Raw genomic sequence first — 21,009 nt, 5'->3', positions numbered from 1 at the left:
GCACGGATACAGGGCGAATTAGGCCTCAATTCATGCGGTCGCCCGCCAGCGCCGCGCGCAGGCATTTCAGCGCCGTTTTTTTGCAGGCCATCCCGCCAAAACCACGGCTGGTCGCATCTGCATGGCGCGCCGGCCCGCGCCTGGCTACAGTGCATGCATACCCACCCGCCACCCGAAAGGAAGCATCATGAAAACGTTAAAAAACATGGAAGCCATCTTTACCGTCGCCGTCGCCATCGCCTGCGGCGCCAGCTACGTCAGCTTCATGCAACCATCGGCCGCCAAAGCGACTGATGTGGCGCAAGCGAGCGCCATCCCCGTCGTCGTCGTCAGCGCCAGGCGCCTGACGGAACAGGAAAAGAAAATCTCGCTGATCGAGGAACGGCAAGCCTTGCTGGGCAACGCCACCGCCAGCACCCTGTGAGCCAACGATGCTGACACCACGCCGCCTGGCGCCAATGTGAATTCCGCCGCGCCAGGCCGCCATTTGTATCCGCCACGGATACACGGACACACAGCATTGTGTCAATTGTAATAAGTTGAATCAAAGGCGATCCGCCCGCCTGCAAGCGCCTATAGTCCATTTCAAGCAATCACCGAAATGGAGCACATCATGAAACCCATCACACTCTACGCAGCAGCCATGCTTGCCATCAGCACCGCGGCCTTCCTGCCCGCGCAAGCCATGGCACAGAATCAGCTCGGCGTCAGCATTGTCATCGGCAACGCGCCGCCTCCGCCACGGTTTGAAAGCGTGCCAGCGCCGCGCGCCGGCTATGTCTGGGCGCCCGGCTACTGGAACTGGGATGGCCAGCGCCATGTCTGGAACAATGGCGAATGGCTGCGCGAACGGGGCGGCAACCACTACCGCCGCGCCGCCTGGATACAAGAGAACAACCGCTGGCGCCTGGACCGCGGCGGCTGGGTTGCCGCGCAAGTGCAGCCCGTGCGCTATGACGACATCCGCATCGCCCCGCCGCCACCGCGCCGCGAAGCCATCCCGCGCGCGCGCCACGGCTACACCTGGGCGCCAGGACACTGGGAATGGCGCGGCCAGCGCTACGCCTGGACGCCAGGCGTGTGGATCGCCGAACGCCCCGGCTACGTGTATGCGCCGCCCGCCTGGAACCAGCGCGATGGCCGCTGGCAGATGGAGCAAGGCCGCTGGTCGCCACGCGGCCCGAACGGTGACCGCGACCGCGACGGCATCCCCAACCGCTATGACCGCGACAATGGCAACCGCCACGACCGCGACGGCGACGGCATACCGAACCGCGACGACCGCCGCCCCGACAACCCGCGCCGCAATTAATATGCATCTGCAGTCCGGACAAGGCCACCCATCGCGGTGGCCTTGTCATTTTCCCGACACATCCGTGTATTAACATCGCGCGACGATCAATCACACTGCACGAGAAAGATTCACGATGGCGATGGAAACTGCCGGTTTTACCTACGGCTCGGATACCTCGGGCCTGGTCTGGGGCTTCCTGTTTGGGCGCGACGGGCAGCCGCTGGCGCTCGACTCGACGGCGGCGCTGGCCTGGCTGGCCGATGGCGCGGCCCGGCCGGCGCAGGAGTTCGTCTGGCTGCATTTCAATTTGTCGCATGCGGCCAGCGAAAAATGGCTGATGACGCACACGCAGCTGGCCGACGAATTCTATGAAACCCTGCACCAGGGTTCCCGCTCGACGCGCATCGAACAGGCGGAAAACACCCTGATCGCCGTGGTCAACGATGTGGTGCACAATTTCTCGTTCGAAGCTTCCGACATTTCCACCATGTGGGCCAGCGTGGCGCAAAACCTCGTCATCACGGCGCGCCGCGCACCGTTGCAGTCGATCGAGCGCCTGCGCCAGGCCGTCATCAAGAACCACGAGCCGATCCGCTCGTCGGTGGAATTGCTGATCCATCTGCTGCGCGACCAGGCCGACGTGCTGGTCAACATCGTGCGCGACGCCGTGGCGCGGGTCGACGATATCGAGGACCACTTGCTGGCCGGGCGCCTGGTGCCGAAACGCGCAGACCTGGGCGGCATGCGGCGCGTGCTGGTGCGGCTGCAGCGCCTGCTGGCGCCGGAACCGGCCGCCCTGTTCCGCCTGCTGCAACGCCCGCCATCGTGGGTGTCGGAACTGGACAGCCTGGAACTGCGCCAGTCGACGGAGGAGTTTTCCGTCGTGCTCAGCGATATGTCTTCGCTACAGGAACGCATCAAATTGCTGCAGGAAGAGATCGCCGCCAGCGTCAACGAGGAAAACAGCCGCAGCCTGTTCGTGCTGACCATCGTGACCGTGCTGGCCTTGCCGATCAATATCATCGCCGGCATGCTGGGCATGAATGTGGGGGGGATTCCGCTGGCCCAGCATCCGCAGGGCTTCTGGATCATCGTCGCCATCATCGTCACGTTCACAGTGGTGGCGGGATGGCTGGTGGTGCGCGTGCAACGCAATAGTTAACTATCGGAAACACGGCCTGGCAGGCGAACGGCAGGCGCCGTCCGCCGTCACTGCTTGCTGCGCTTAGCGGTGGTATTCGCCAGCCCGTTCAGGCTGATAGACGATTTCCTCGATCTTGACCTTCACCACGCCGCCCGGCATGGGCCAGGCGATGCTGTCGCCAACGGACAAGCCCAGCAGCGCGCTGCCGACGGGCGCCAGCACGGAAATGCGGTCGGCCTGGCCTTCCACATCCTTCGGATACACGAGCGTCAGGCAGAATTCCTCCTTGTTTTCCACCGTGAAGCGCACGGTGGAATTCATCGTCACGACGGTCGGGGGAATCTCTTGCGGCTCGAGCACCTCGGCGCGGCCCAGCTCGTCGAGCAAGGCGGCCTTGTCCGGCGATAAGTTATTACCCAAGGCATACAACAACGCTTCCAGTCGTTCCAGGTCTTGTGACGACAAAATAATTTTTGGTTTTTTTTCCAAGATATCCTCACTATTGATCATTAGGGCGACGTCCGGTTTTGCTGGCGGCATCTTGCGTGGCCGCGCGAGACAAAACAAACAGCATCAGAACGTCCATCATCAGCGGATTATGGACGAACTCGCGGAGCAAGGCCATAGCGTTCTCGCATTCTTCATTAAAATTTATTAAAATCAATGACTTGCAATGGACGATACGGACAAAAAGTTAATCCGCATCCGGATATCTTGGGATACTGAAGTTATTCTTCATGGCATTTTGTTTACTGTCAGCATGTTTTTAGAGAAAAAACCGGCTGGCAAAAAAAGGATTAAAATTCAGCCAGCATTATTATTAGAAAGACACGCCCTGCCTTTTCCGCCTGCTTTGTCGCCTTGCCTGCTGCCAGCGGCCCGCCGCATGCACACAAAATTGCCGCGCGCCCTGTACTTTCACGCTGCAAAATGACAATATGTCGGCCTTAGCAACACTTGGCAACACGTTGAGAGTTCCGGCTCACTTCGGTTTTCATCAGACTGGAACGCAAAGTATGGCAGGGCGAGGCGGGATTACACGGGGCGGCGGCAAGCGGGGCCGGCAGGAGGGAGCGCCATGATGACGCCATTGATGCTGCCGTCGGCGCAATTGCGCGGCGACCGGATTGCCAGGCTGAATTTGCTGGCCGCGGCGGCCATGCTGGCCATGGCCAGCCTGCTGCTGATCCTCTTCCAGTTGTTTGCCCTCCAGGCATCCTTGCAGCGCAACCTGCAAATCCAGGCCGACATGCTGGCCCCCGCCGCCGCGCAAGCCATGCGCCAGGACAATCGCCTTGCGGCGCAACAACTGCTCGCCTCCCTCGCCGCCGCTCCGCATGTCCGGCAAGCAATACTTTACAGTCCCTATGGCACGCCATTTGCCCGCTACGCGCGCAGCAGCAACGATGCCGTGCCGGCGGCGCCGCGCAACGGCCTGCATCTCGATTACCTGGACGGCAGCGCCGCCGTCTTGACGGCCTTGCCGGGCGGCGGCGCGCTGTACCTGCGCGCCAGCCTGGCGCCGCTGTACGCCAGCCTGGCGCAATTTGCCGCCTTCACCCTGCTCGTCTGCCTGTGCGCATTCGGCCTGACGTTCCTGATGGTGCGCCGCACGCGCACGGCCGCCCAGCATGCGGAAAACCATTTGCATTACCTGGCCCACGTCGACCCGGTCACGCAGCTGCCGAACCGCCATGAATTCAACGACGCCCTGGCCTACGCGCTGGCGCGTGCCGACCGCCAGGACAGCAGCGTAGGCCTGCTGCTGCTGGATCTGGATAACTTCAAGGTCGTCAACGATACGCTGGGCCACCACTGCGGCGACCAGCTGCTCAAGCTCGTATCCGAACGCCTGGTGGCCATCTTGCGCGGCACCGACATCATCTGCCGCATCGGCGGCGATGAATTCGTCGTCATCGTCGAACCGGCCGACGACGCGTCGGAAATGGCCAGCGTGGCGCGCAAGATCCTGGCCGTGCTGGCCGCGCCGTTCGACCTCGAAGGCCACCAGCTGTATGTCAGCGCCAGCATCGGCGTGAGCCTGTATCCGTTCGACGCGCAGGACGTGGCCACCCTGACGCGCAATGCCGATACGGCCATGTACCACGCCAAGCACCAGGGCAAGAACCGCTACGCCGTGTTCAAGGCCGAAATGGAAATGCGGGCCCAGCGCCGCCTGCGCATGGAAGCGAACCTGCGCCGCGCCCTGCAAAACGAGGAACTGTATTTGCACTACCAGCCGCAGATCGACTTGCGCAGCGGGCGCATCGTCGGCGTGGAAGCGCTGATACGCTGGAACTGCCGCGACATGGGCCAGTTGAGCCCCGCCGAATTCATCCCCGTGGCCGAGGAAAGCGGCATCATCGTCGAGCTGGGACGCTGGGTGCTGCAAAGCGCCTGCCGCCAGGCGGCTCTGTGGTGCAAGGCGGGCCTGCTCGATTCGCTCGAACACGTGGCCGTCAACCTGTCGGCCTGCCAGGCGCGCGACCCGGGCCTGATGGACGATATCCGCGCCATCCTCGACGAAACGCAGCTGCCGCATGGCTTGCTGGAGCTGGAAATCACGGAAGGCGTCCTGATGGACAATGTCCACGCCAACGTGGAATTGATGCGGCGCCTGCAGGAAGCTGGCATCCACCTGTCGATCGACGATTTCGGCACCGGCTATTCGTCGATGTCCTACCTGAAGCGCCTGCCCATCGACCAGCTGAAAATCGACCGCAGCTTCGTGCACGACCTGCCCGGCGAGGGTGAAGCCATCGTCACGGCCATCATCGCCATGGCGCACAGCCTGCACCTGAAAGTGGTGGCCGAAGGGGTGGAAACCTTGCAGCAGGTGGAGTTTTTGAGAAAAGCGGGCTGCGACAACGTGCAGGGCTTCTTCTTCGCGCGCCCGATGACGGCGGCGCAGCTGACGGCATTGCTGCTGGAGCGGCGCGACTGGAGTACGCGCACGATTTTGCCGGCTTGAGTTGGTGCCAACGATGGTGTCGGATTACGCGCGTCCCGCGCTAATCCGACCTACAGCACCACACCATGAACAGGTAGGTCGGCGTAGGTCGGATTAGCGCGCAGCGCGTAATCCGACACCACTACGCTACATCAAGCCAATTTCGCCGAATGCTCGCGCGTCGCGTGGAACGTCAGCTTCGGCCAGCGCTCTTCCGTCAGGCGCAGGTTGACGCCCGACGTGGCCAGGTAAGCCATGTTGCCGGCCGCATCGTAGGCCACGTTGTGGCCCAGCGCGTTCTCGAAATCCTGCAGGATGCGCTTGTCGTCGCAGCTGACCCAGCGGGCGCTGCTGATGCTGGTGCCTTCGAACACGGCGTCGACGCCATATTCGTTGAGCAAGCGGCTGGCCACCACCTCGAACTGCAGCACGCCGACGGCGCCCAGTACCAGTTCGCCGCCCTGCACCGGCTTGAAGACTTGCACCGCGCCCTCTTCGCCCAGCTGCTGCAAGCCCTTGTGCAACTGCTTGATTTTCAGGGGATTACGGATGCGCACGGAGCGGAAGAAGTCTGGCGCGAAGTACGGGATGCCCGTGAAGGTCAGCATCTCGCCTTCGGAAAAACTGTCGCCGATCTGCATGTTGCCGTGGTTCGGCAAGCCGATGATGTCGCCCGCGTACGCTTCTTCCACCTGTTCGCGCGACGATGCCATGAAGGTCACCACGTTCGACACCTTGATCTCGCGCCCCAGGCGCAAGTGCTTGACCTTCATGCCGCGCTCGAAACGTCCCGAACACACGCGCAAAAAGGCGATGCGGTCGCGGTGGGCCGGATCCATGTTCGCCTGGATCTTGAAGACGAAACCGGTAAATGGCTGCTCGGACGGGGCCACCGAACGCACGGTCGCATCGCGCTCGCGCGGCGCCGGCGCCCAGTCGACCAGCGCGGAGAGAATCTCGCGCACGCCGAAGTTGTTGATGGCCGAACCGAAGAACACGGGCGTCTGCACGCCGGAGAGGAATTCCTCCAGGTTGAACGGATTCGACGCGCCGTGCACCAGTTCCACTTCCATGCGCAGCTGGTCCATCTCGAGCGGGAACATCTCCTGCAGGCGCGGGTTGTCGATGCCCTTGATGATTTCAAAGGCGCCATCGGCCTTCTCTTCACCGGCCTTGAACAGCATGATCTCGTCGTTCAGCAGGTGGTACACGCCGCGGAAGTTCTTGCCCATGCCGATAGGCCAGGTGACGGGCGCGCACTGGATCTTCAGCACCGATTCGAGTTCGTCGAGCAGGTCCAGCGGATCGCGCGTCTCGCGGTCCATCTTGTTCATGAAGGTGACGATCGGCGTATTGCGCATGCGGCACACGGCCAGCAGCTTGATCGTCTGCGCTTCCACGCCCTTGGCCGCATCGATCACCATCAGCGCCGAGTCGACCGCCGTCAGCACGCGGTAGGTATCTTCCGAGAAGTCCTGGTGGCCCGGGGTGTCGAGCAGGTTGACGACGTGGTCGCGGAATTCGAACTGCATCACCGAGGAAGCGACGGAAATGCCGCGCTGCTTCTCGATCTCCATCCAGTCCGACGTCGCGTGGCGGCCCGATTTACGGGCCTTGACGGTACCGGCCATCTGGATCGCGCCCGAGAACAGCAGCAGTTTTTCCGTCAGGGTGGTTTTACCGGCATCCGGGTGGGAAATGATGCCGAAGGTGCGGCGGCGCTGCACTTCGCGCGCGATCACGGCCGGCGCTTTGCTGCTGACGGACGCTGCGGCGCTGTCCGCAGTGTCGCTGGAATCGGGGGTGTTGATGTCGTTCTCGTTGGCCATATTGGTGACCATAATATGGCCCTCGCAAAAAACCCTCGATTTTACAGAAGGATCGGCCTTCCGTGTGAACTGCTTCACTCTGGAGAAAAGCAAAATCGCCCGCTTCATCAAGGGGTCACAATCCGCAGGCAACATTGCACTGCAGAAATGTTGTCACCCTACCCTGGAAACCCGATGAAAATGCTCCTCACCCCCGCCATCCGACTCATGCAGCGCCTGCGCCTGCTGCCCAAATTCATGCTTGTCTGCCTGGTCTTTTTGCTGCCTTTGGTGCTGGCGACCACCCTGCTGATCTCGGAGCTGGGCAAGTCGCTGGCCCAGGCGCAGGATGCGCAGCGGGGCGTGGCCTATGTGCGCCAGTTGCAGGAAGGCACGCGCCTGCTGCAGCAGCGGCGCGGCCTCGAACATTTGCGCCTGAGTGGCAAGGCGGACATGGACAACACGGCCGTCAATGCGCGCATCACGGCCACGCTGACCGCCCTGGCGCGCCTGCCGGCCGGCGCCGGCCTGCCCCAGGCGGCCGAGCTGACGAAGCAGTGGCAATCCCTGCTGGGCCGCCAGACGGGCCTCGCGGCGCGCGACAGCTACGCGGCGCACACGGCGCTGCTGCGCCAGGCGGCCAAACTGGGCCAGCTGGTGGCCGACCGCTCGCACCTGAGCCTGGACCCGGACGCGGGCGCCAACCACCTGAGCGCCGTCTTCACGGCCACCCTGCCCGACCTGGCCGAAAGCCTGTCGGACATCGCCGGGCGCGGCGCCGCCTACATCGACACGGGCTTGTTCGAGGCGAATGAAGATCAACTCGTCAACGCCAACGCCCTGATCGCGCGCCACGAACTGGAACGCCTGCCGGCCCGCTTTGACGAAATCATCGCCGCCAAGCCGGAACTGCGCGCCAGCCTGCAGCCGTCCCTGAAAGCCGTGCCGGCCGCGCTGGCCTTCCTCGAACGCACGAAAAACGAAGTGACGAATTCCTACGACCAGACCTCGGGCGCGCAATTCCACGCGGCCGGCATGCAGGCGATCGACGCCCTGCACGCGCTCTCGGGCGCGTCGGCCACCGCGCTGGACGGCTTGCTGGAGCAGCGCATCGCCCGCGACGAGGCGCGCCGCGCCCTGATCCTGGCGGCCATGCTGCTGGTGCTGCTGGCCGCCGCCTACCTGTGCGCAGGCTTTTATGCCGCCTTCGCGCGCGACGTGACGCAATTGCGCGTGGCCGTCGGCGCGGCGGCGGCGGGCGACCTGTCGCAGCGCATCACCTCGCAGGCGCACGATGAAATCGGCGACCTGGTGCGCGACTTCGGCGCCATGACGCACGGCCTGGCCACGCTGGTGCAGGAAATCCGCGGCGGCGCGGCCGTCATCGCGGCCGCCGGCGCCGACATCGCCCAGGGCAACGCGGCCCTGTCCGGCCATACGGCCACGCAGGCGGACGCGCTGGGCGCCACCGTCGATTCGATGCGCGAGCTGACGGCCACCGTCGGCCGCAACGAAGCCCACGTAGGACAGGGCCGCACCCTGGTGGCGACGGCGGCCGACGTGGCCCTGCGCGGCGGGCAAACCGTAGGCGCCGTGGTCGACACCATGGCCTCGATCAAGGCCAGCTCGCACAAGATCGTCGACATCATCGGTGTCATCAACGGCATCGCCTTCCAGACGAATATCCTGGCCCTGAACGCGGCCGTCGAAGCGGCCAGAGCCGGCGAGCAGGGGCGCGGCTTCGCCGTGGTCGCCTCCGAGGTGCGCAGCCTGGCGCAGCGCTCGAACGAGGCGGCGCTGGAAATCAAGCGCCTGATCGGCGATTCGGTCGCCACCGTCGATGCAGGCGGCGACCTCGTCAATGCCGCCGGCAACACCATGCGGCAAGTCGTCGACGCCGTGCAGCAGGTGGCCGTCGTCATCGGGCGCATCAGCAGCGCCGGCGCCGAGCAGAATGGCGAGATCGCCCGCATCAACCAGGCGCTGGCGCAAATTGACGACATGACGCGCCAGAACGCGGGCCTGGTCGACGAAGCGCGCGCCGGTTCGCAGCGCCTGCACCAGGAAGGCGAGGCGCTGACGCAGGCCGTCAGCCGCTTCCGCCTGGGGGAGCACGAGATGCCAAGTGCGCGCCCGGCGCCCGCAGCAAGCATGCGCGACGGCTTGCCCAGCGTGCGGCCGGCCGGCCTGTGGAGCGCCAATAAACCGCGCGTCATATCACAAAATCGCGCGGAACGGCGCAAGGCTAGCTAGTCAAAAGTGTCCGCGTAGGACAAGGACTACAATTTCGCCTCAAAAGAGACTACAAGGTGGCGACTGCTAATCTTATGTTCGCCACTTACATAAGCTTTTAAAGTAGCTACATCGCGATCTGCACCGCGCGGTTGAAAAAAACGCCGTTACCACCTGGGTACGAGAGTTTTTTTGACCAGCAACGCGGCAGTCGCACTCCGATGTAAAAAGCCTGTGAGGAATACTATGAGCCATACTCAACTTATCGCCCCGGTCCAGAAGAACCAGTTGCTGCCGCGCGCCATGCCGGCGGCCGGTCGGGAAATCAAGCTTGCGTCGCGGGTTAGTCTCAGCAGTGCACAACAGAATGAATTGCTGGCCGCCCTGCCGCGCGCCGCCCTCGAATCGCTGTTCGAAGACCTAGAACTGGTGGAACTGCCTTTCGGCAAGGAATTGTATGCCTACGGTAACAACCTGGAATACAGCTACTTTCCTACCACCGCCATCATTTCCCTGCTGTATGTAATGGAAGACGGCGCGACGACGGAAATCGCCGTCGTCGGCCATGAAGGCGTGGCTGGTGCCTCGCTGCTGGCGGGCGAACGCGCCATGTGCACGGCCGTCGTGCAAAGCGCCGGCTACGGCTACCGACTGAAAACGCAAAGCTTGCGCGATGCTTTCAATCAAGGTGGCGCCCTGCCCCAGTTGCTGATGCGCTACACCAACGCCCTGTTTGCGCAAATGGCGCAGAACGCCGTCGGCGGCCGCCACAGCTCGATCGAGCAAAAGCTGTGCCGCTGGCTGCTGGACCGCCTGGACCGTTCGCCATCGAACGAATTGAAAGTCACGCAAGAGCTGATTTCCATCATGCTGGGCGTGCGCCGCGAAAGCATCACGGCCGCCGCGGGCAAGCTGCAGGAAGAAGGCTTGATCCACTATCGCCGCGGCAATATCACGGTGCTGGACCGCGCCGGCCTGGAATGCTATGCGGGCGAGTGCTACAAGGTCGCCAAGACGGAATACGACCGCTTGCTGCGCGACGTATCGCGCTGCTGATACCTGATGCGCTGCTGATCAGGCAAGATAGACAAAAAAATGGCCGGGCTGCATGCCCGGCCATTTTTTTATCTCAAAGAAAATTACGCTTCGATATCCGCGTCGATGTCTTCCGGCTCCGGCGTCAGCGGCAGCGGAATCACGGCTTCCACGCAGGTCCCCTTGCCTTCCGGCCCCTGGCGCACGGTGAGGGTGCCGCCCAGCAGCAAAGCCCGCTCGCGCATGCCCAGCAAGCCGTGCGACATGGGTTTTTGCAGCGCGTCTTCCGTGATGCCGATGCCGTCGTCGATGACGCGCAGCACCAGGCCGTGTTCGTTGCGTTTCAAGGTCACGCTGACCATGCCGGCGCGCGCATATTTCATGATATTCGTCAGCGATTCCTGCACGATGCGGAACAGGGCGATCGTCAGAGTGGCTTCGCGGTTGTCGATATTGATGGCCACGTCCGTTTCGCAGCGCACCGAACTCATGCGCGTAAAATCCTCGCAATAACTTTCGATGGCGGCGCACAGGCCCAGATTGTCCAGCAGGCTGGGGCGCAGGTCTTCCACGATGCGGCGCTTCAGTTCCACCGTTTCCAGCAGGGTGGCCTTGGCGCGGCGCAACTGCGCTGCCAGTTCCGGCTGCGTGTGCGCCAGTTGCTGGGTGACGGCGCCCAGGTCCATGCTGATCGAGGTCAGGTTGGCGCCCAGCTCATCGTGCAGCTCGCGCGCCAGGCGCGCTTTTTCCACTTCATTGACGCTGATCAAATGGCGCGACAGCACGGATAACTGCTCCGTACGCTTGCTGACCGTCGATTCCAGGTTGTCGTTGGCATTTTGCAATGCATACTCGACGGCCGCGCGGTTCTGGAAGCTGCGCCGCACCAGCTGGTAAAACATGATCAGCACGAGGATGGCCAGGGCATTGATGCCGATGCCGAGCAGCACGGCTTTCTGGTACTCATGGTAGAAGGCGGCGCTGCCGGACGACAGCGCTTCATTCTGTTCGCGCGTCATGATCACCACCTGCAGGCGGATCTCGTCCATGGTGGCGCGGTCATCGGTGACACGGGAAATGTTGACGATCTCGGCCAGCCCGCCCTGCTTGTAGACCTCGATCGACTCTTGCAGCATCGACATCTTGCGACGGATCAAAGTTTTCAGCTGGCCCAGGTTTTTCAGCTGGGTGGGACTGCCCGCGAGCAAGGTTTGCAACTCGTTGAATTCGTTTTCGATTTCGGTGGTAGCCGTCTTCGACGGCCCCAGATAGGTTTCGGAGCCGGAAATGAAATAGCCGCGCAAGCTGCTTTCCGCATCGAGCACGAGCACGTTCAAATACTGCAGGCGGTCCGCCACGCGGGCGCTCTGGCTGAGCAAGGCGTTCGTGCCCTTCAGCGACTGCAGATTATGATAGAGACTGAAACCATTGAGTACAAGCAGCAAGGCGCACGTCACGCACAGGATCGTCTTGTAGAGGGGCAGGCGGTGATTCGGGGCCGGTTCAGCGGTGAAATACATCCTGATGTGCATCCTTAGCAAGGTTCGGCGCGGGAGAGAGCGCCGGCGCCGGCCAATTATAGTCCTCGCCACAAACTGCTGCACTGCACAAGTCGTGCTGGCCAGCGGGCTGAGCGATCATGTTTCCATGATCGCACCGCAGCGCTAGTCAAGCAAATTGTTTTTCATTGCGTAATAGGTCAAGTCGCTGTTCGATTGCAAGCCCATTTTTTCCATGATGCGCGTACGGTAGGTACTCACCGTCTTGATGCTCAGCGACAAGGCCACGCCGATATCGGATACCGTGGCACCGCGCGCCAGGCGCAGGAAGACCTGGAACTCGCGGTCCGACAATTCCGTATGCAGGGCGGCATTCGTATCGCGGTCGAACGATTGCGCCAGCAATTCACCGACGGTGGAACTGACGTAGCGGCGCCCCTGGAATACGGTGCGCACGGCCGTCATCAGCTCGTCGGCTTCACATTCCTTGTTCAGATAGCCATTCGCGCCCATCTTGAACAGGTTCAGCGCATACTGCTGCGCGGGATAGCCGCTGAGGATCAGCACGGGCAACTCCGGCTGGCCCTGGCGGATCGTGCGCAAGGTATCAATGCCGCTCTGATCGGGCATGGCTATATCGAGCAGCAATACATCGCAAATTTCGCGGCGGGCGATATCGAGCGCTTCGCGCCCGGTACCGGCTTCCGCCACCACACTGAAGTCGCTTGACGACGAAAAAATCTGTTTGAATCCAGCTCGTACTATTTGGTGATCATCACAAATGGCAACGCGTATCATTGTTTCCCCTTAAATTTTCCTGGCCTGGGAAAGACTACCGGAACCTGAACGCTGCTCCGGTTCAGCGTCACTAACAAAAACGCAACATTAACATTATATTCAAAATATGGCGTGCCGTACGGTAGCGTCAGCGCGAGGACGGAGCACCCATGCAGTATAGTCAACTTGGTCAACCGCGGCCGGACAACCCCACCTATATTGGTACAAATCTTATTTTAGCAAGTTTAAAATCGCAATTAATTCATGGCGTATCCACGCGCGGTCCAGCGGCGCTTCCTGCGGCACGACGGGCATGGCCGGCAGCACAGGCAGCTCGTCGGCGATGGCGTGCGAGGCGCCACGGCTGTCGAGCTTGTTGCGCGCGCCGCTGATGGTAAAGCCCTGCTCGTACAGCAATTCGCGGATGCGGCGTATCAGCAGCACCTCGTGGTGCTGATAATAACGGCGGTTACCACGTCGTTTGACCGGTTTGAGCTGGGAAAACTCCTGCTCCCAGTAGCGCAATACGTGCGGTTTGACGCCGCACAACTCGCTCACTTCGCCGATCGTGAAATAGCGTTTCGCCGGAATGGGCGGCAAGGCGATCAACTCGGTTTTACTGATGCGCTCGTTCATCGCCACTCACTCAGGCAGCACGTGCCAGCGGACTGGTCTCTTCGACCATGCTTTTCAGCTTCTGGCTCGCATGGAAAGTCACGACACGGCGCGCCGTGATGGGAATCTCTTCGCCCGTCTTCGGGTTGCGGCCCGGCCGCTGCGGCTTGTCGCGCAACTGGAAATTGCCGAAACCGGACAGCTTGACGGCCTCGCCACGCTCGAGCGCGTTGCGGATTTCGTCAAAGAACGTCTCGACCATATCCTTCGCTTCGCGCTTGTTCAGGCCCACTTGCTCGAACAACAGTTCGGCCAGTTCCGCCTTGGTCAAGGTGGGTAAATCTTTTTCCGCTTCCTGGCGCACTTTGGCAACCAGCATGGCCCGATGCAGATCGGCAGCCAGTGCGGATTGCAGTACGGCGGAATCAACGTCGCTGTTATTAATTTTCCTGCCCTGCCTTTTCTGTGCGCCCGAACCCGCCATATGGCAAGCTCGTCTACTGTTGACGACGGAAAGGCCGTCACGCAAGGCGACGGCCAGTCCGGTAATTACGAACGCAGTTTCGCGTCGTGGCCCTGCTTGGCCGCATCGATCAGGACAGCCATCAGGCCATCGACGACATCGTCTTGCAGGGTGTTTTGAGTATCTTGCAAGCTAATCCGGAAAGCAAGGCTTTTTTCATCCGCTTCCAGACCTTTTCCACGATATTCATCAAATAAAACAATGGCTTGCACGATACGCGCTGCAGGGCTAGCCTTGGCGGCGGCGTGGAAGCTGTCGAGCAGATCCTGCACCGCCACCGATTGCTTGACGACCACGGCCAAGTCGCGGCTGGCGCCAGGGAATTTCGAGATTTCCTGGTACGCGGGCACGATGCGTTGCGTCAAGGCAGCGGCGTCGACTTCAAACAGCACGGGCGCCAGCGGCAAGTCGTACTTTTGCATCCAGCGCGGGTGCAATTCGCCGATGAAACCGATGACCTTGCCATCGAGCTCCACGTTGGCCGAACGGCCAGGATGCAGGGCCGGGTGTTCCGCCTTGGTGAAACGCAAGACCAGCGGCGCGAACAGCGCTTCCAGGTCCGCCTTCACGTCGAAGAAGTCGACCGTGCGGGCAGGCTGGCCCCACTGCTCGTCGGCCACCGCGCCGTAGGCCATGGCGGCCACGCGCTTCGGCTGGGCGTAGCCAGCCACCGACAAGGGGCCGTTTTCCACGCTGTCGTCGCGCTGGTAGATGGCGCCCACTTCGAAGATGCGCACGCGGTTCGTCTTGCGGTTCAGGTTGTAACGCACATTGGCGATCAGGCTGCCGATCAGCGAGGAACGCATCACGCTCATCTGGCTGGCGATCGGGTTCTGCAATTTGATCGGGTTCGTGTTGCCCGAGAAATCGCGCTCCCATGCCGTATCGACAAAGCTCATGTTAACCACTTCCTGGAAGCCCAGGTCGGCCAGCTCATGACGTACCGCAAACAAGGAGCGGGTATTTTCCGGTGCAATCTGCATCACGTTCGCGGCCACGGGCGGCAAGGTCGGGATGTTTTCAAAGCCGTACACGCGCGCCACTTCCTCGATCAGATCTTCCTCAATCTCGATGTCGAAACGGTAGCTGGGCGACGTCACGGAAAACACGCCATCAAGCAAAGTGAATGGCAGGGCCAGGCGCGTGAAGATATCGGCGATCAGCTCATCATTGAGCGGCACGCCGATGACTTTTTGCGCGCGCGCCGTGCGCATCGACACGGGCTGGCGTTGCGGCAAGTTCACCACGTGATCGTCGACGGGGCCGACGGTGGTCGCTGGCGTGCCGCAGATTTCCACGATCAGCGCGGTAATGCGCTCGATGTGCTCGACGTTGGTGGCGAAATCGACGCCGCGCTCGAAGCGGTGCGCCGCATCGGTCGAGAAATTCAGACGGCGCGCGCGGCCTTGAATGGCGTTTGGCCACCAGAATGCCGCTTCCAGGTAGATGCTGTCCGTATCGTCCGACACGGAACTGGCGTCGCCGCCCATGATGCCTGCCAACGATTCGATTTCCTGCTCGTCGGCAATGACGCCGATCCACTCGTCGACGGCGATGGTGTTGCCATTCAACAGCTTGACGGATTCGCCCGCCTTGCCCCAACGCACGTCGAGGCTGCCGTGGATCTTGGCCAGGTCAAACACGTGGCTAGGACGGCCCAGTTCCAGCATGACATAGTTGGAAATATCCACCAGGGCCGACAGCGGACGCTGGCCGCTGCGTTCGAGGCGCTGCTTCATCCAGTCCGGCGTGGCTGCCTTGGCGTTCAAGCCGCGGATGACGCGGCCCGTGAAACGGCCGCACAGGTCCGGCGCGCTGACTTTCACAGGCAGGATTTCATCGCTGGAAACCGGTACGGTACGGAATTGCGGCGCATTCAGGGGCACGCCCGTCAAGGCCGACACTTCGCGCGCGACACCCAGCACGGACAGGCAGTCCGCCTTGTTCGGCGTCAACTTGATGGTGAATTTCAAGTCGTTGAGCGCAAAGTAATCACGGAAATTCTGGCCGATCGGCGCGTCGTCCGGTAATTCCATCAGGCCGGCGTTTTCTTCCGACAATTTCAATTCGCGCGCGGAGCACAGCATGCCCTGCGACTCGACGCCGCGCAGCTGGCCCACCTTGATTTCAAACGGCTTGCCATCGGCGCCAGGCGGCAGCACGGCGCCGGCCATCGCGCAGACGACTTTCAAGCCAGGACGCACGTTCGGCGCGCCGCAAACGATGTTGAGCATGGTGCCCGTGCCGACATCGACCTGGCATACATTCAGGCGGTCCGCATTCGGATGTTTTTCCATCTCCAGGACCAGGCCCACCACCACGTTCGAGAACGGCGGGGCGACAGGATCGACGTCCTCGACTTCGAGACCGGACATGGTCAGCAGATGGGCCAGTTCGTCCGAAGTCATCTTCGGATCGACCATGGTACGGAGCCAGTTTTCGGAAAATTGCATAATCAAGCCTTCAAAGGGTCAAAGCTCACAGCGCGAGCGCACAGGCGCTCAAGCGCCATGAATCAAACGGAACAATGCTTAGTTGAACTGCTTCAGGAAACGCAAGTCGCCTTCATAAAACAGGCGCAGGTCGTTGATGCCGTAGCGCAGCATCGTCAAGCGTTCCAGGCCGGAGCCGAAAGCAAAACCGATGAATTTCTCGGGATCGAGGCCGAAGTTCTTCACCACGGTCGGATGCACCTGGCCGGCGCCCGACACTTCCAGCCAACGGCCTTTCAAGGGGCCGGAGCCAAAGGCGATGTCGATCTCGGCCGACGGTTCCGTGAACGGGAAGTAGGACGGGCGGAAGCGCACCTGCAGGTCGTCCGTTTCAAAGAAGGCCTTGACGAAATTCAGGTACACGCCCTTCAGGTCGGCAAAGCTGATGTCTTCGGCGATCCACAGGCCTTCGACCTGGTGGAACATCGGCGAATGGGTGGCGTCGCTGTCGACGCGGTAGGTGCGGCCCGGCGCGATGACCTTGATCGGCGGCGTGTGCGTGCGCGCATAGCGCACCTGCATCGGGCTCGTGTGCGTGCGCAGCAGCAAGGGCTTGCCATCGGTGTCATTGCCATCGATGTAGAAGGTGTCTTGCATGGAACGGGCTGGGTGGTTTTCCGGGCTGTTGAGCGCCGTGAAGTTGGTCCAGTCATTCTCGATTTCGGGGCCGTCGGCCACGTCGAAACCGATGGAACGGAAGATTTCCTCGACACGTTCCCACGTGCGCATCACGGGATGGATGCCGCCGGGCATGCGGCCACGGCCTGGCAGGGTCACGTCGATCGCTTCGGCGTTCAGACGACCTTGCATCTGGGCATCGGCCAATGCATCACGGCGCGCCGTCAGCGCGTCTTCGATCTGCACTTTGACGGCGTTGATCAGGGCGCCTTGCGCCTTGCGCGCGTCCGGGTCCAGCTTGCCCAGGCCCTTCATCATTTCAGTAATCTGGCCAGTCTTGCCCAGGTAACGGGCTTTGGCGTTTTCAAGTGCGGCAGCGTCTGCGGCGGCGATAAAGTCAGCCTGGGCCGAGACGACGAGTTCTTCTAGGGAGTTCATGCGGCTTTTCCTGTTTTGGAAATCAATCCTGGATTTAGTAATCTAGAACCCAACAATCAAAAACGGAAACGGGGCATAAGGTTCACACCCCTGCCCCGCTCTTTATAACGTCACCCTACGGATGACGTTGTGCAATGACCGATGCTTACGCAGCGATTTTTGCTTTAACTGCGTTGACAATCGCAGCGAATGCTGGCTTGTCCATCACAGCCATATCGGCCAGGACTTTACGGTCCAGTTCGATATTTGCTTTTTTCAAGCCGTTCATGAATACGCTGTACGTTACGCCATGCTCACGGGAAGCGGCGTTGATACGGGCGATCCACAGGCGGCGGAAAACGCGCTTCTTGTTGCGGCGATCGCGGTAAGCGTATTGGCCAGCGCGCATAACTGCTTGCTTGGCAACACGGTATACACGGCTGCGGCGACCACGGTAGCCTTTAGCTTGAACAAGAATCTTCTTATGACGGGCACGAGCTGTAACCCCACGTTTTACTCTAGGCATAGTAACTCCTTAAATTGAGTGTGAGATTAAGCAGTCGGCATCATGCGCATGACGGATGTGACATCCGATGCGTTGATGTTACGGGTACCGCGCAACTGACGTTTGTTTTTGGTGGTTTTCTTGGTCAGGATGTGGCGTTTGAACGCGTGACCCGACTTGACTGTTCCACCTGGACGCACGCGAAAACGTTTTTTCGCGGAGCTTTTGGTCTTCATTTTAGGCATAGCAATCTGTCCTCTTACGGACAGCTCCATTTATAACAGGATTGCAGGTGGCAACACGACGCTGCGCTTAGATGCCTGCTTTCACATGTTGTGCAGCGGATGCGAGTCCACTACAGTTCACGCGGCCCGGGCATTACTGACCGGGCCGCGCAAATTCTGCCTGGAATCTGGTGTCGCGCCCATACAGGCACAAACCACGTCGATCCACAGTAAAACGCTATTGTATCTTACTTCTTCTTCTTAGGCGAAAGAACCATGATCATTTGGCGGCCTTCCATCTTCGGGAACTGCTCGACCTGGCCATACGGCTCCAGATCGGCTTTCAGACGTTCCAGCATACGGAAGCCAATATCCTGATGCGCCATCTCACGACCGCGGAAACGCAAGGTGATCTTGGTTTTATCGCCATCTTCGAGGAACTTGATGAGATTACGCAACTTGATATTGTAGTCACCATCATCAGTCCCCGGACGGAATTTGACTTCCTTCACGAGGATGATCTTTTGCTTCAATTTGGCTTCGTGAGCTTTCTTTTGCTCCGAATACTTAAATTTGCCGTAGTCCATCAAACGGCACACCGGTGGCTGCGCGGTAGGCGCAATTTCCACCAGGTCGACGTTTGCCTCTTCCGCCAGGCGGAAGGCTTCAGCCAAACTTACGATACCGAGTGGCTCGTTATCGACCCCGCTTAAACGCATTTCAGGGGCAGTGATTTCGCCATTGATGCGATGTGACTTGTCAGTAGCTATTGTAATTTCCTTTAAAAATCTTGTAAGACGGTCGTGCAGCGAGTTTCCTCGTCAGGCCTTGGTGTCGACTTCATGTTTGAGTCGCTCAATCAGGGCATCGACGGACATGACGCCCAGATCGACATTGCCCCGCGCCCGCACGGCCACTGTATTCGCATCCCGCTCTTTGTCGCCAATTACTAAGATGTAAGGCAATTTTTGTACGGAATGTTCACGTATTTTATAGGTAATCTTCTCGTTACGCAAATCAGCCTGTACACGCAGCCCCGCTTTGCGCAGTTTTGTTGTAACTTCCTGTACATAGTCGGCTTGAGCGTCGGAAATATTCAACACCGACACTTGCACTGGCGACAACCACAACGGCATGGCGCCAGCATAGTGTTCGATCAGGATGCCGATGAAACGTTCCAGCGAACCGACGATCGCGCGGTGCAGCATGATCGGCACCTGGCGCGTGTTGTCCACGGCCACGTATTCCGCACCCAGGCGGCCCGGCATCGACGGGTCGATCTGCACGGTACCCACTTGCCATGCGCGGCCCAGGCTATCCTTCAGATGATACTCGATCTTCGGACCGTAAAACGCGCCCTCGCCCGGCAATTCCGTCCATTCCACGCCGCAAGCGCGCAGGGCCGAACGCAACGATTCCTCGGCGAAATCCCACGACTCTTCCGTGCCGATGCGGTTATCGGGGCGCAAAGCCAGTTTCACGTCGATATTCGTGAAGCCGAAAGCCGTGTACACATCCATCGCCTGCTGGTGGAAGGCCGTCACTTCGCCGGCGATCTGCTCTTCCAGGCAGAAAATGTGGCCATCATCCTGCGTAAAGCCGCGCACGCGCATCATGCCGTGCAAGGCGCCCGACGGCTCGTTGCGGTGGCATTGACCGAACTCGCCGTAGCGCAGTGGCAAGTCGCGGTAGCTGCGCATGCCATTGTTAAAAATCTGGATATGGCCAGGGCAATTCATCGGCTTCAGCGCATAGGCGCGGTTTTCCGATTCCGTGATGAACATGTTTTCACGGTAATTGTCCCAGTGACCGGTTTTTTCCCACAGGCCACGGTCGAGAATTTGCGGCGCCTTGACTTCCTGGTAACCGTTGACCTGGTACACATTACGCATGTATTGCTCGACCTGCTGCCAGATCGACCAGCCTTTCGGGTGCCAGAAAATCAAGCCCGGCGCTTCTTCCTGGAAATGGAAGAAATCGAGCTGCTTGCCCAATTTGCGGTGATCGCGCTTTTCCGCCTCTTCCAGGTTGTGCAGGTACAGTTCCTGATCTTCCTTCTTGGCCCAGGCCGTGCCATAGATACGCTGCAGCATCTCGTTTTTCGAGTCGCCGCGCCAGTAGGCGCCGGCCAGCTTCATCAGCTTGAACACTTTCAGCTTGCCCGTCGATGGCACGTGGGGTCCGCGGCACAAGTCCGTGAACTTGCCTTCGGAATACAGCGACACTTCCTGGTCGGCCGGAATCGAGCCGATCAGTTCAGCCTTGTAGGCTTCGCCAATACCCTTGAAGTACTCGATGGCTTCGTCGCGCGCGACCACCTTGCGCGTGACTTGCTCGTCCTTCTTGGCCAGCTCGGCCATTTTCTTTTCGATCGCGACCAGATCTTCCGGCGTGAACGGACGCTTGTAGGCGAAGTCATAGTAAAAGCCGTTGTCGATCACGGGACCGATGGTCACTTGTGCATCCGGGAACAATTCCTTGACGGCATACGCCAGCAAGTGAGCCGTCGAGTGGCGGATCACTTCCAGACCATCGGCGTCCTTGTCCGTCACAATCGCCAGTTCGGCGTCTTGCTCGATCAGATAGGAGGTGTCGACCAGCTTGCCGTCGACCTTGCCGGCCAGGGCAGCCTTGGCCAGGCCGGTACCAATATTGGCCGCAACCTGGGCCACGGTGACCGGGCCGTCAAATTGACGGGCGGAACCATCGGGAAGTCGGATTGTAAGCATATTGATCTCCATATCGGCGCTGGCGCCAGGTAAAACTGCAATGTGGTGTGGACTGAAAAACTGAAAGGAAAACGCAGACGCAAAAAAACGCGGACTAGCCGCGTTTTTCACTTTCTTGAGACAAAGGAAACCCGTTCGACTAGCGTC

At 60.6% G+C, this 21,009-nt stretch carries 19 protein-coding genes; 7 read left to right on the top strand and 12 right to left on the bottom strand.

The window, feature by feature from the left end:
- Positions 1–187 precede the first annotated feature (187 nt).
- The 3 genes from ACPJXG_RS10580 to ACPJXG_RS10570 all read left to right on the top strand — a co-directional run bounded on the left by ACPJXG_RS10580 (position 188) and on the right by ACPJXG_RS10570 (position 2,456).
- The gene (locus ACPJXG_RS10580) at positions 188–424 is read left to right on the top strand and encodes a hypothetical protein (protein WP_225241731.1); all 237 of its coding nucleotides are present in this window, start codon (positions 188–190) and stop codon (positions 422–424) included.
- Positions 425–613: 189 nt separating this feature from the next.
- Positions 614–1,312: a YXWGXW repeat-containing protein gene (locus ACPJXG_RS10575; RefSeq protein WP_425254189.1), complete on the top strand. Its 699-nt coding sequence runs from the start codon at positions 614–616 to the stop codon at positions 1,310–1,312.
- A gap of 115 nt (positions 1,313–1,427) precedes the next feature.
- On the top strand, positions 1,428–2,456 hold the full coding sequence (locus tag ACPJXG_RS10570) for a transporter (RefSeq protein WP_425254188.1): 1,029 nt from the start codon (positions 1,428–1,430) through the stop codon (positions 2,454–2,456).
- A 63-nt stretch (positions 2,457–2,519) separates the two neighbouring features.
- Here ACPJXG_RS10570 and rnk read toward each other — a convergent pair whose 3' ends face one another.
- A complete protein-coding gene (gene rnk / locus ACPJXG_RS10565) occupies positions 2,520–2,927 on the bottom strand; it encodes a nucleoside diphosphate kinase regulator (protein ID WP_162835757.1) in 408 nt (135 codons plus the stop codon).
- Positions 2,928–3,111: 184 nt separating this feature from the next.
- On the opposite strand from rnk, the gene ACPJXG_RS10560 reads away from it, so the two are divergent.
- Together ACPJXG_RS10560 and ACPJXG_RS10555 are read left to right on the top strand one after the other, a co-directional pair.
- A complete protein-coding gene (locus tag ACPJXG_RS10560; protein ID WP_425254187.1) occupies positions 3,112–3,372 on the top strand; it encodes a hypothetical protein in 261 nt (86 codons plus the stop codon).
- Positions 3,373–3,516: 144 nt separating this feature from the next.
- Complete coding sequence (locus ACPJXG_RS10555; RefSeq protein ID WP_425254186.1) at positions 3,517–5,409, top strand: putative bifunctional diguanylate cyclase/phosphodiesterase; 1,893 nt, start codon at positions 3,517–3,519, stop codon at positions 5,407–5,409.
- Between the two features lie 131 nt (positions 5,410–5,540).
- On the opposite strand, the gene ACPJXG_RS10550 is transcribed toward ACPJXG_RS10555, so the two are convergent.
- On the bottom strand, positions 5,541–7,217 hold the full coding sequence (locus ACPJXG_RS10550) for a peptide chain release factor 3 (protein ID WP_225242286.1): 1,677 nt from the start codon (positions 7,215–7,217) through the stop codon (positions 5,541–5,543).
- A 174-nt stretch (positions 7,218–7,391) separates the two neighbouring features.
- Here ACPJXG_RS10550 and ACPJXG_RS10545 point away from each other — a divergent pair, with 174 nt between their 5' ends.
- Both ACPJXG_RS10545 and ACPJXG_RS10540 read left to right on the top strand, forming a co-directional pair.
- The gene (locus ACPJXG_RS10545; RefSeq protein ID WP_425254185.1) at positions 7,392–9,449 is read left to right on the top strand and encodes a methyl-accepting chemotaxis protein; all 2,058 of its coding nucleotides are present in this window, start codon (positions 7,392–7,394) and stop codon (positions 9,447–9,449) included.
- Between the two features lie 225 nt (positions 9,450–9,674).
- Positions 9,675–10,484, top strand: a complete 810-nt coding sequence (locus ACPJXG_RS10540) for a Crp/Fnr family transcriptional regulator (protein WP_034783188.1) — start codon at positions 9,675–9,677, stop codon at positions 10,482–10,484.
- Between the two features lie 83 nt (positions 10,485–10,567).
- On the opposite strand, the gene ACPJXG_RS10535 is transcribed toward ACPJXG_RS10540, so the two are convergent.
- The 10 genes from ACPJXG_RS10535 to thrS form a co-directional block, all read right to left on the bottom strand.
- Entirely contained in the window at positions 10,568–11,983 is a 1,416-nt protein-coding gene (locus tag ACPJXG_RS10535; RefSeq protein ID WP_176390473.1) for a CHASE3 domain-containing protein, read from the bottom strand.
- 144 nt (positions 11,984–12,127) lie between these two features.
- Entirely contained in the window at positions 12,128–12,760 is a 633-nt protein-coding gene (locus tag ACPJXG_RS10530) for a response regulator (protein ID WP_034783185.1), read from the bottom strand.
- 210 nt (positions 12,761–12,970) lie between these two features.
- On the bottom strand, positions 12,971–13,375 hold the full coding sequence (locus tag ACPJXG_RS10525; protein WP_035819952.1) for a MerR family transcriptional regulator: 405 nt from the start codon (positions 13,373–13,375) through the stop codon (positions 12,971–12,973).
- A gap of 10 nt (positions 13,376–13,385) precedes the next feature.
- On the bottom strand, positions 13,386–13,733 hold the full coding sequence (locus tag ACPJXG_RS10520; RefSeq protein WP_010399205.1) for an integration host factor subunit alpha: 348 nt from the start codon (positions 13,731–13,733) through the stop codon (positions 13,386–13,388).
- 170 nt (positions 13,734–13,903) lie between these two features.
- Positions 13,904–16,330 (bottom strand): phenylalanine--tRNA ligase subunit beta, encoded by a 2,427-nt coding sequence (gene pheT, locus ACPJXG_RS10515; RefSeq protein WP_035819954.1) that lies wholly within the window; start codon positions 16,328–16,330, stop codon positions 13,904–13,906.
- Between the two features lie 78 nt (positions 16,331–16,408).
- Complete coding sequence (gene pheS / locus ACPJXG_RS10510; RefSeq protein ID WP_034751917.1) at positions 16,409–17,425, bottom strand: phenylalanine--tRNA ligase subunit alpha; 1,017 nt, start codon at positions 17,423–17,425, stop codon at positions 16,409–16,411.
- A gap of 145 nt (positions 17,426–17,570) precedes the next feature.
- Positions 17,571–17,930 (bottom strand): 50S ribosomal protein L20, encoded by a 360-nt coding sequence (gene rplT, locus ACPJXG_RS10505; RefSeq protein WP_010399214.1) that lies wholly within the window; start codon positions 17,928–17,930, stop codon positions 17,571–17,573.
- A gap of 26 nt (positions 17,931–17,956) precedes the next feature.
- The gene (rpmI, locus tag ACPJXG_RS10500) at positions 17,957–18,154 is read right to left on the bottom strand and encodes a 50S ribosomal protein L35 (RefSeq protein WP_038493025.1); all 198 of its coding nucleotides are present in this window, start codon (positions 18,152–18,154) and stop codon (positions 17,957–17,959) included.
- Positions 18,155–18,381: 227 nt separating this feature from the next.
- Positions 18,382–18,942 (bottom strand): translation initiation factor IF-3, encoded by a 561-nt coding sequence (gene infC, locus ACPJXG_RS10495; RefSeq protein ID WP_205711303.1) that lies wholly within the window; start codon positions 18,940–18,942, stop codon positions 18,382–18,384.
- A gap of 12 nt (positions 18,943–18,954) precedes the next feature.
- Positions 18,955–20,862 (bottom strand): threonine--tRNA ligase, encoded by a 1,908-nt coding sequence (gene thrS / locus ACPJXG_RS10490; RefSeq protein ID WP_076571675.1) that lies wholly within the window; start codon positions 20,860–20,862, stop codon positions 18,955–18,957.
- Positions 20,863–21,009 lie beyond the last annotated feature (147 nt).

The sequence above is a fragment of the Janthinobacterium sp. NFX145 genome, assembly GCF_049810325.1.
Classification (GTDB): domain Bacteria; phylum Pseudomonadota; class Gammaproteobacteria; order Burkholderiales; family Burkholderiaceae_D; genus Janthinobacterium; species Janthinobacterium rivuli.
Note: the sequence above shows the minus strand (reverse complement) of the source record. Positions and strands in the feature narration are given on the sequence as shown.

Coding starts and splice junctions, on each gene's coding strand:
- ACPJXG_RS10580 (WP_225241731.1), top strand. CDS start 188: ATGAAAACGTTAAAAAACATGGAAGCCATCTTTACCGTCGCCGTCGCC.
- ACPJXG_RS10575 (WP_425254189.1), top strand. CDS start 614: ATGAAACCCATCACACTCTACGCAGCAGCCATGCTTGCCATCAGCACC.
- ACPJXG_RS10570 (WP_425254188.1), top strand. CDS start 1,428: ATGGCGATGGAAACTGCCGGTTTTACCTACGGCTCGGATACCTCGGGC.
- ACPJXG_RS10560 (WP_425254187.1), top strand. CDS start 3,112: ATGGACGATACGGACAAAAAGTTAATCCGCATCCGGATATCTTGGGAT.
- ACPJXG_RS10555 (WP_425254186.1), top strand. CDS start 3,517: ATGATGACGCCATTGATGCTGCCGTCGGCGCAATTGCGCGGCGACCGG.
- ACPJXG_RS10550 (WP_225242286.1), bottom strand. CDS start 7,217: ATGGCCAACGAGAACGACATCAACACCCCCGATTCCAGCGACACTGCG.
- ACPJXG_RS10545 (WP_425254185.1), top strand. CDS start 7,392: ATGAAAATGCTCCTCACCCCCGCCATCCGACTCATGCAGCGCCTGCGC.
- ACPJXG_RS10540 (WP_034783188.1), top strand. CDS start 9,675: ATGAGCCATACTCAACTTATCGCCCCGGTCCAGAAGAACCAGTTGCTG.
- ACPJXG_RS10535 (WP_176390473.1), bottom strand. CDS start 11,983: ATGTATTTCACCGCTGAACCGGCCCCGAATCACCGCCTGCCCCTCTAC.
- ACPJXG_RS10530 (WP_034783185.1), bottom strand. CDS start 12,760: ATGATACGCGTTGCCATTTGTGATGATCACCAAATAGTACGAGCTGGA.
- ACPJXG_RS10525 (WP_035819952.1), bottom strand. CDS start 13,375: ATGAACGAGCGCATCAGTAAAACCGAGTTGATCGCCTTGCCGCCCATT.
- ACPJXG_RS10520 (WP_010399205.1), bottom strand. CDS start 13,733: ATGCTGGTTGCCAAAGTGCGCCAGGAAGCGGAAAAAGATTTACCCACC.
- pheT (WP_035819954.1), bottom strand. CDS start 16,330: ATGCAATTTTCCGAAAACTGGCTCCGTACCATGGTCGATCCGAAGATG.
- pheS (WP_034751917.1), bottom strand. CDS start 17,425: ATGAACTCCCTAGAAGAACTCGTCGTCTCGGCCCAGGCTGACTTTATC.
- rplT (WP_010399214.1), bottom strand. CDS start 17,930: ATGCCTAGAGTAAAACGTGGGGTTACAGCTCGTGCCCGTCATAAGAAG.
- rpmI (WP_038493025.1), bottom strand. CDS start 18,154: ATGCCTAAAATGAAGACCAAAAGCTCCGCGAAAAAACGTTTTCGCGTG.
- thrS (WP_076571675.1), bottom strand. CDS start 20,862: ATGCTTACAATCCGACTTCCCGATGGTTCCGCCCGTCAATTTGACGGC.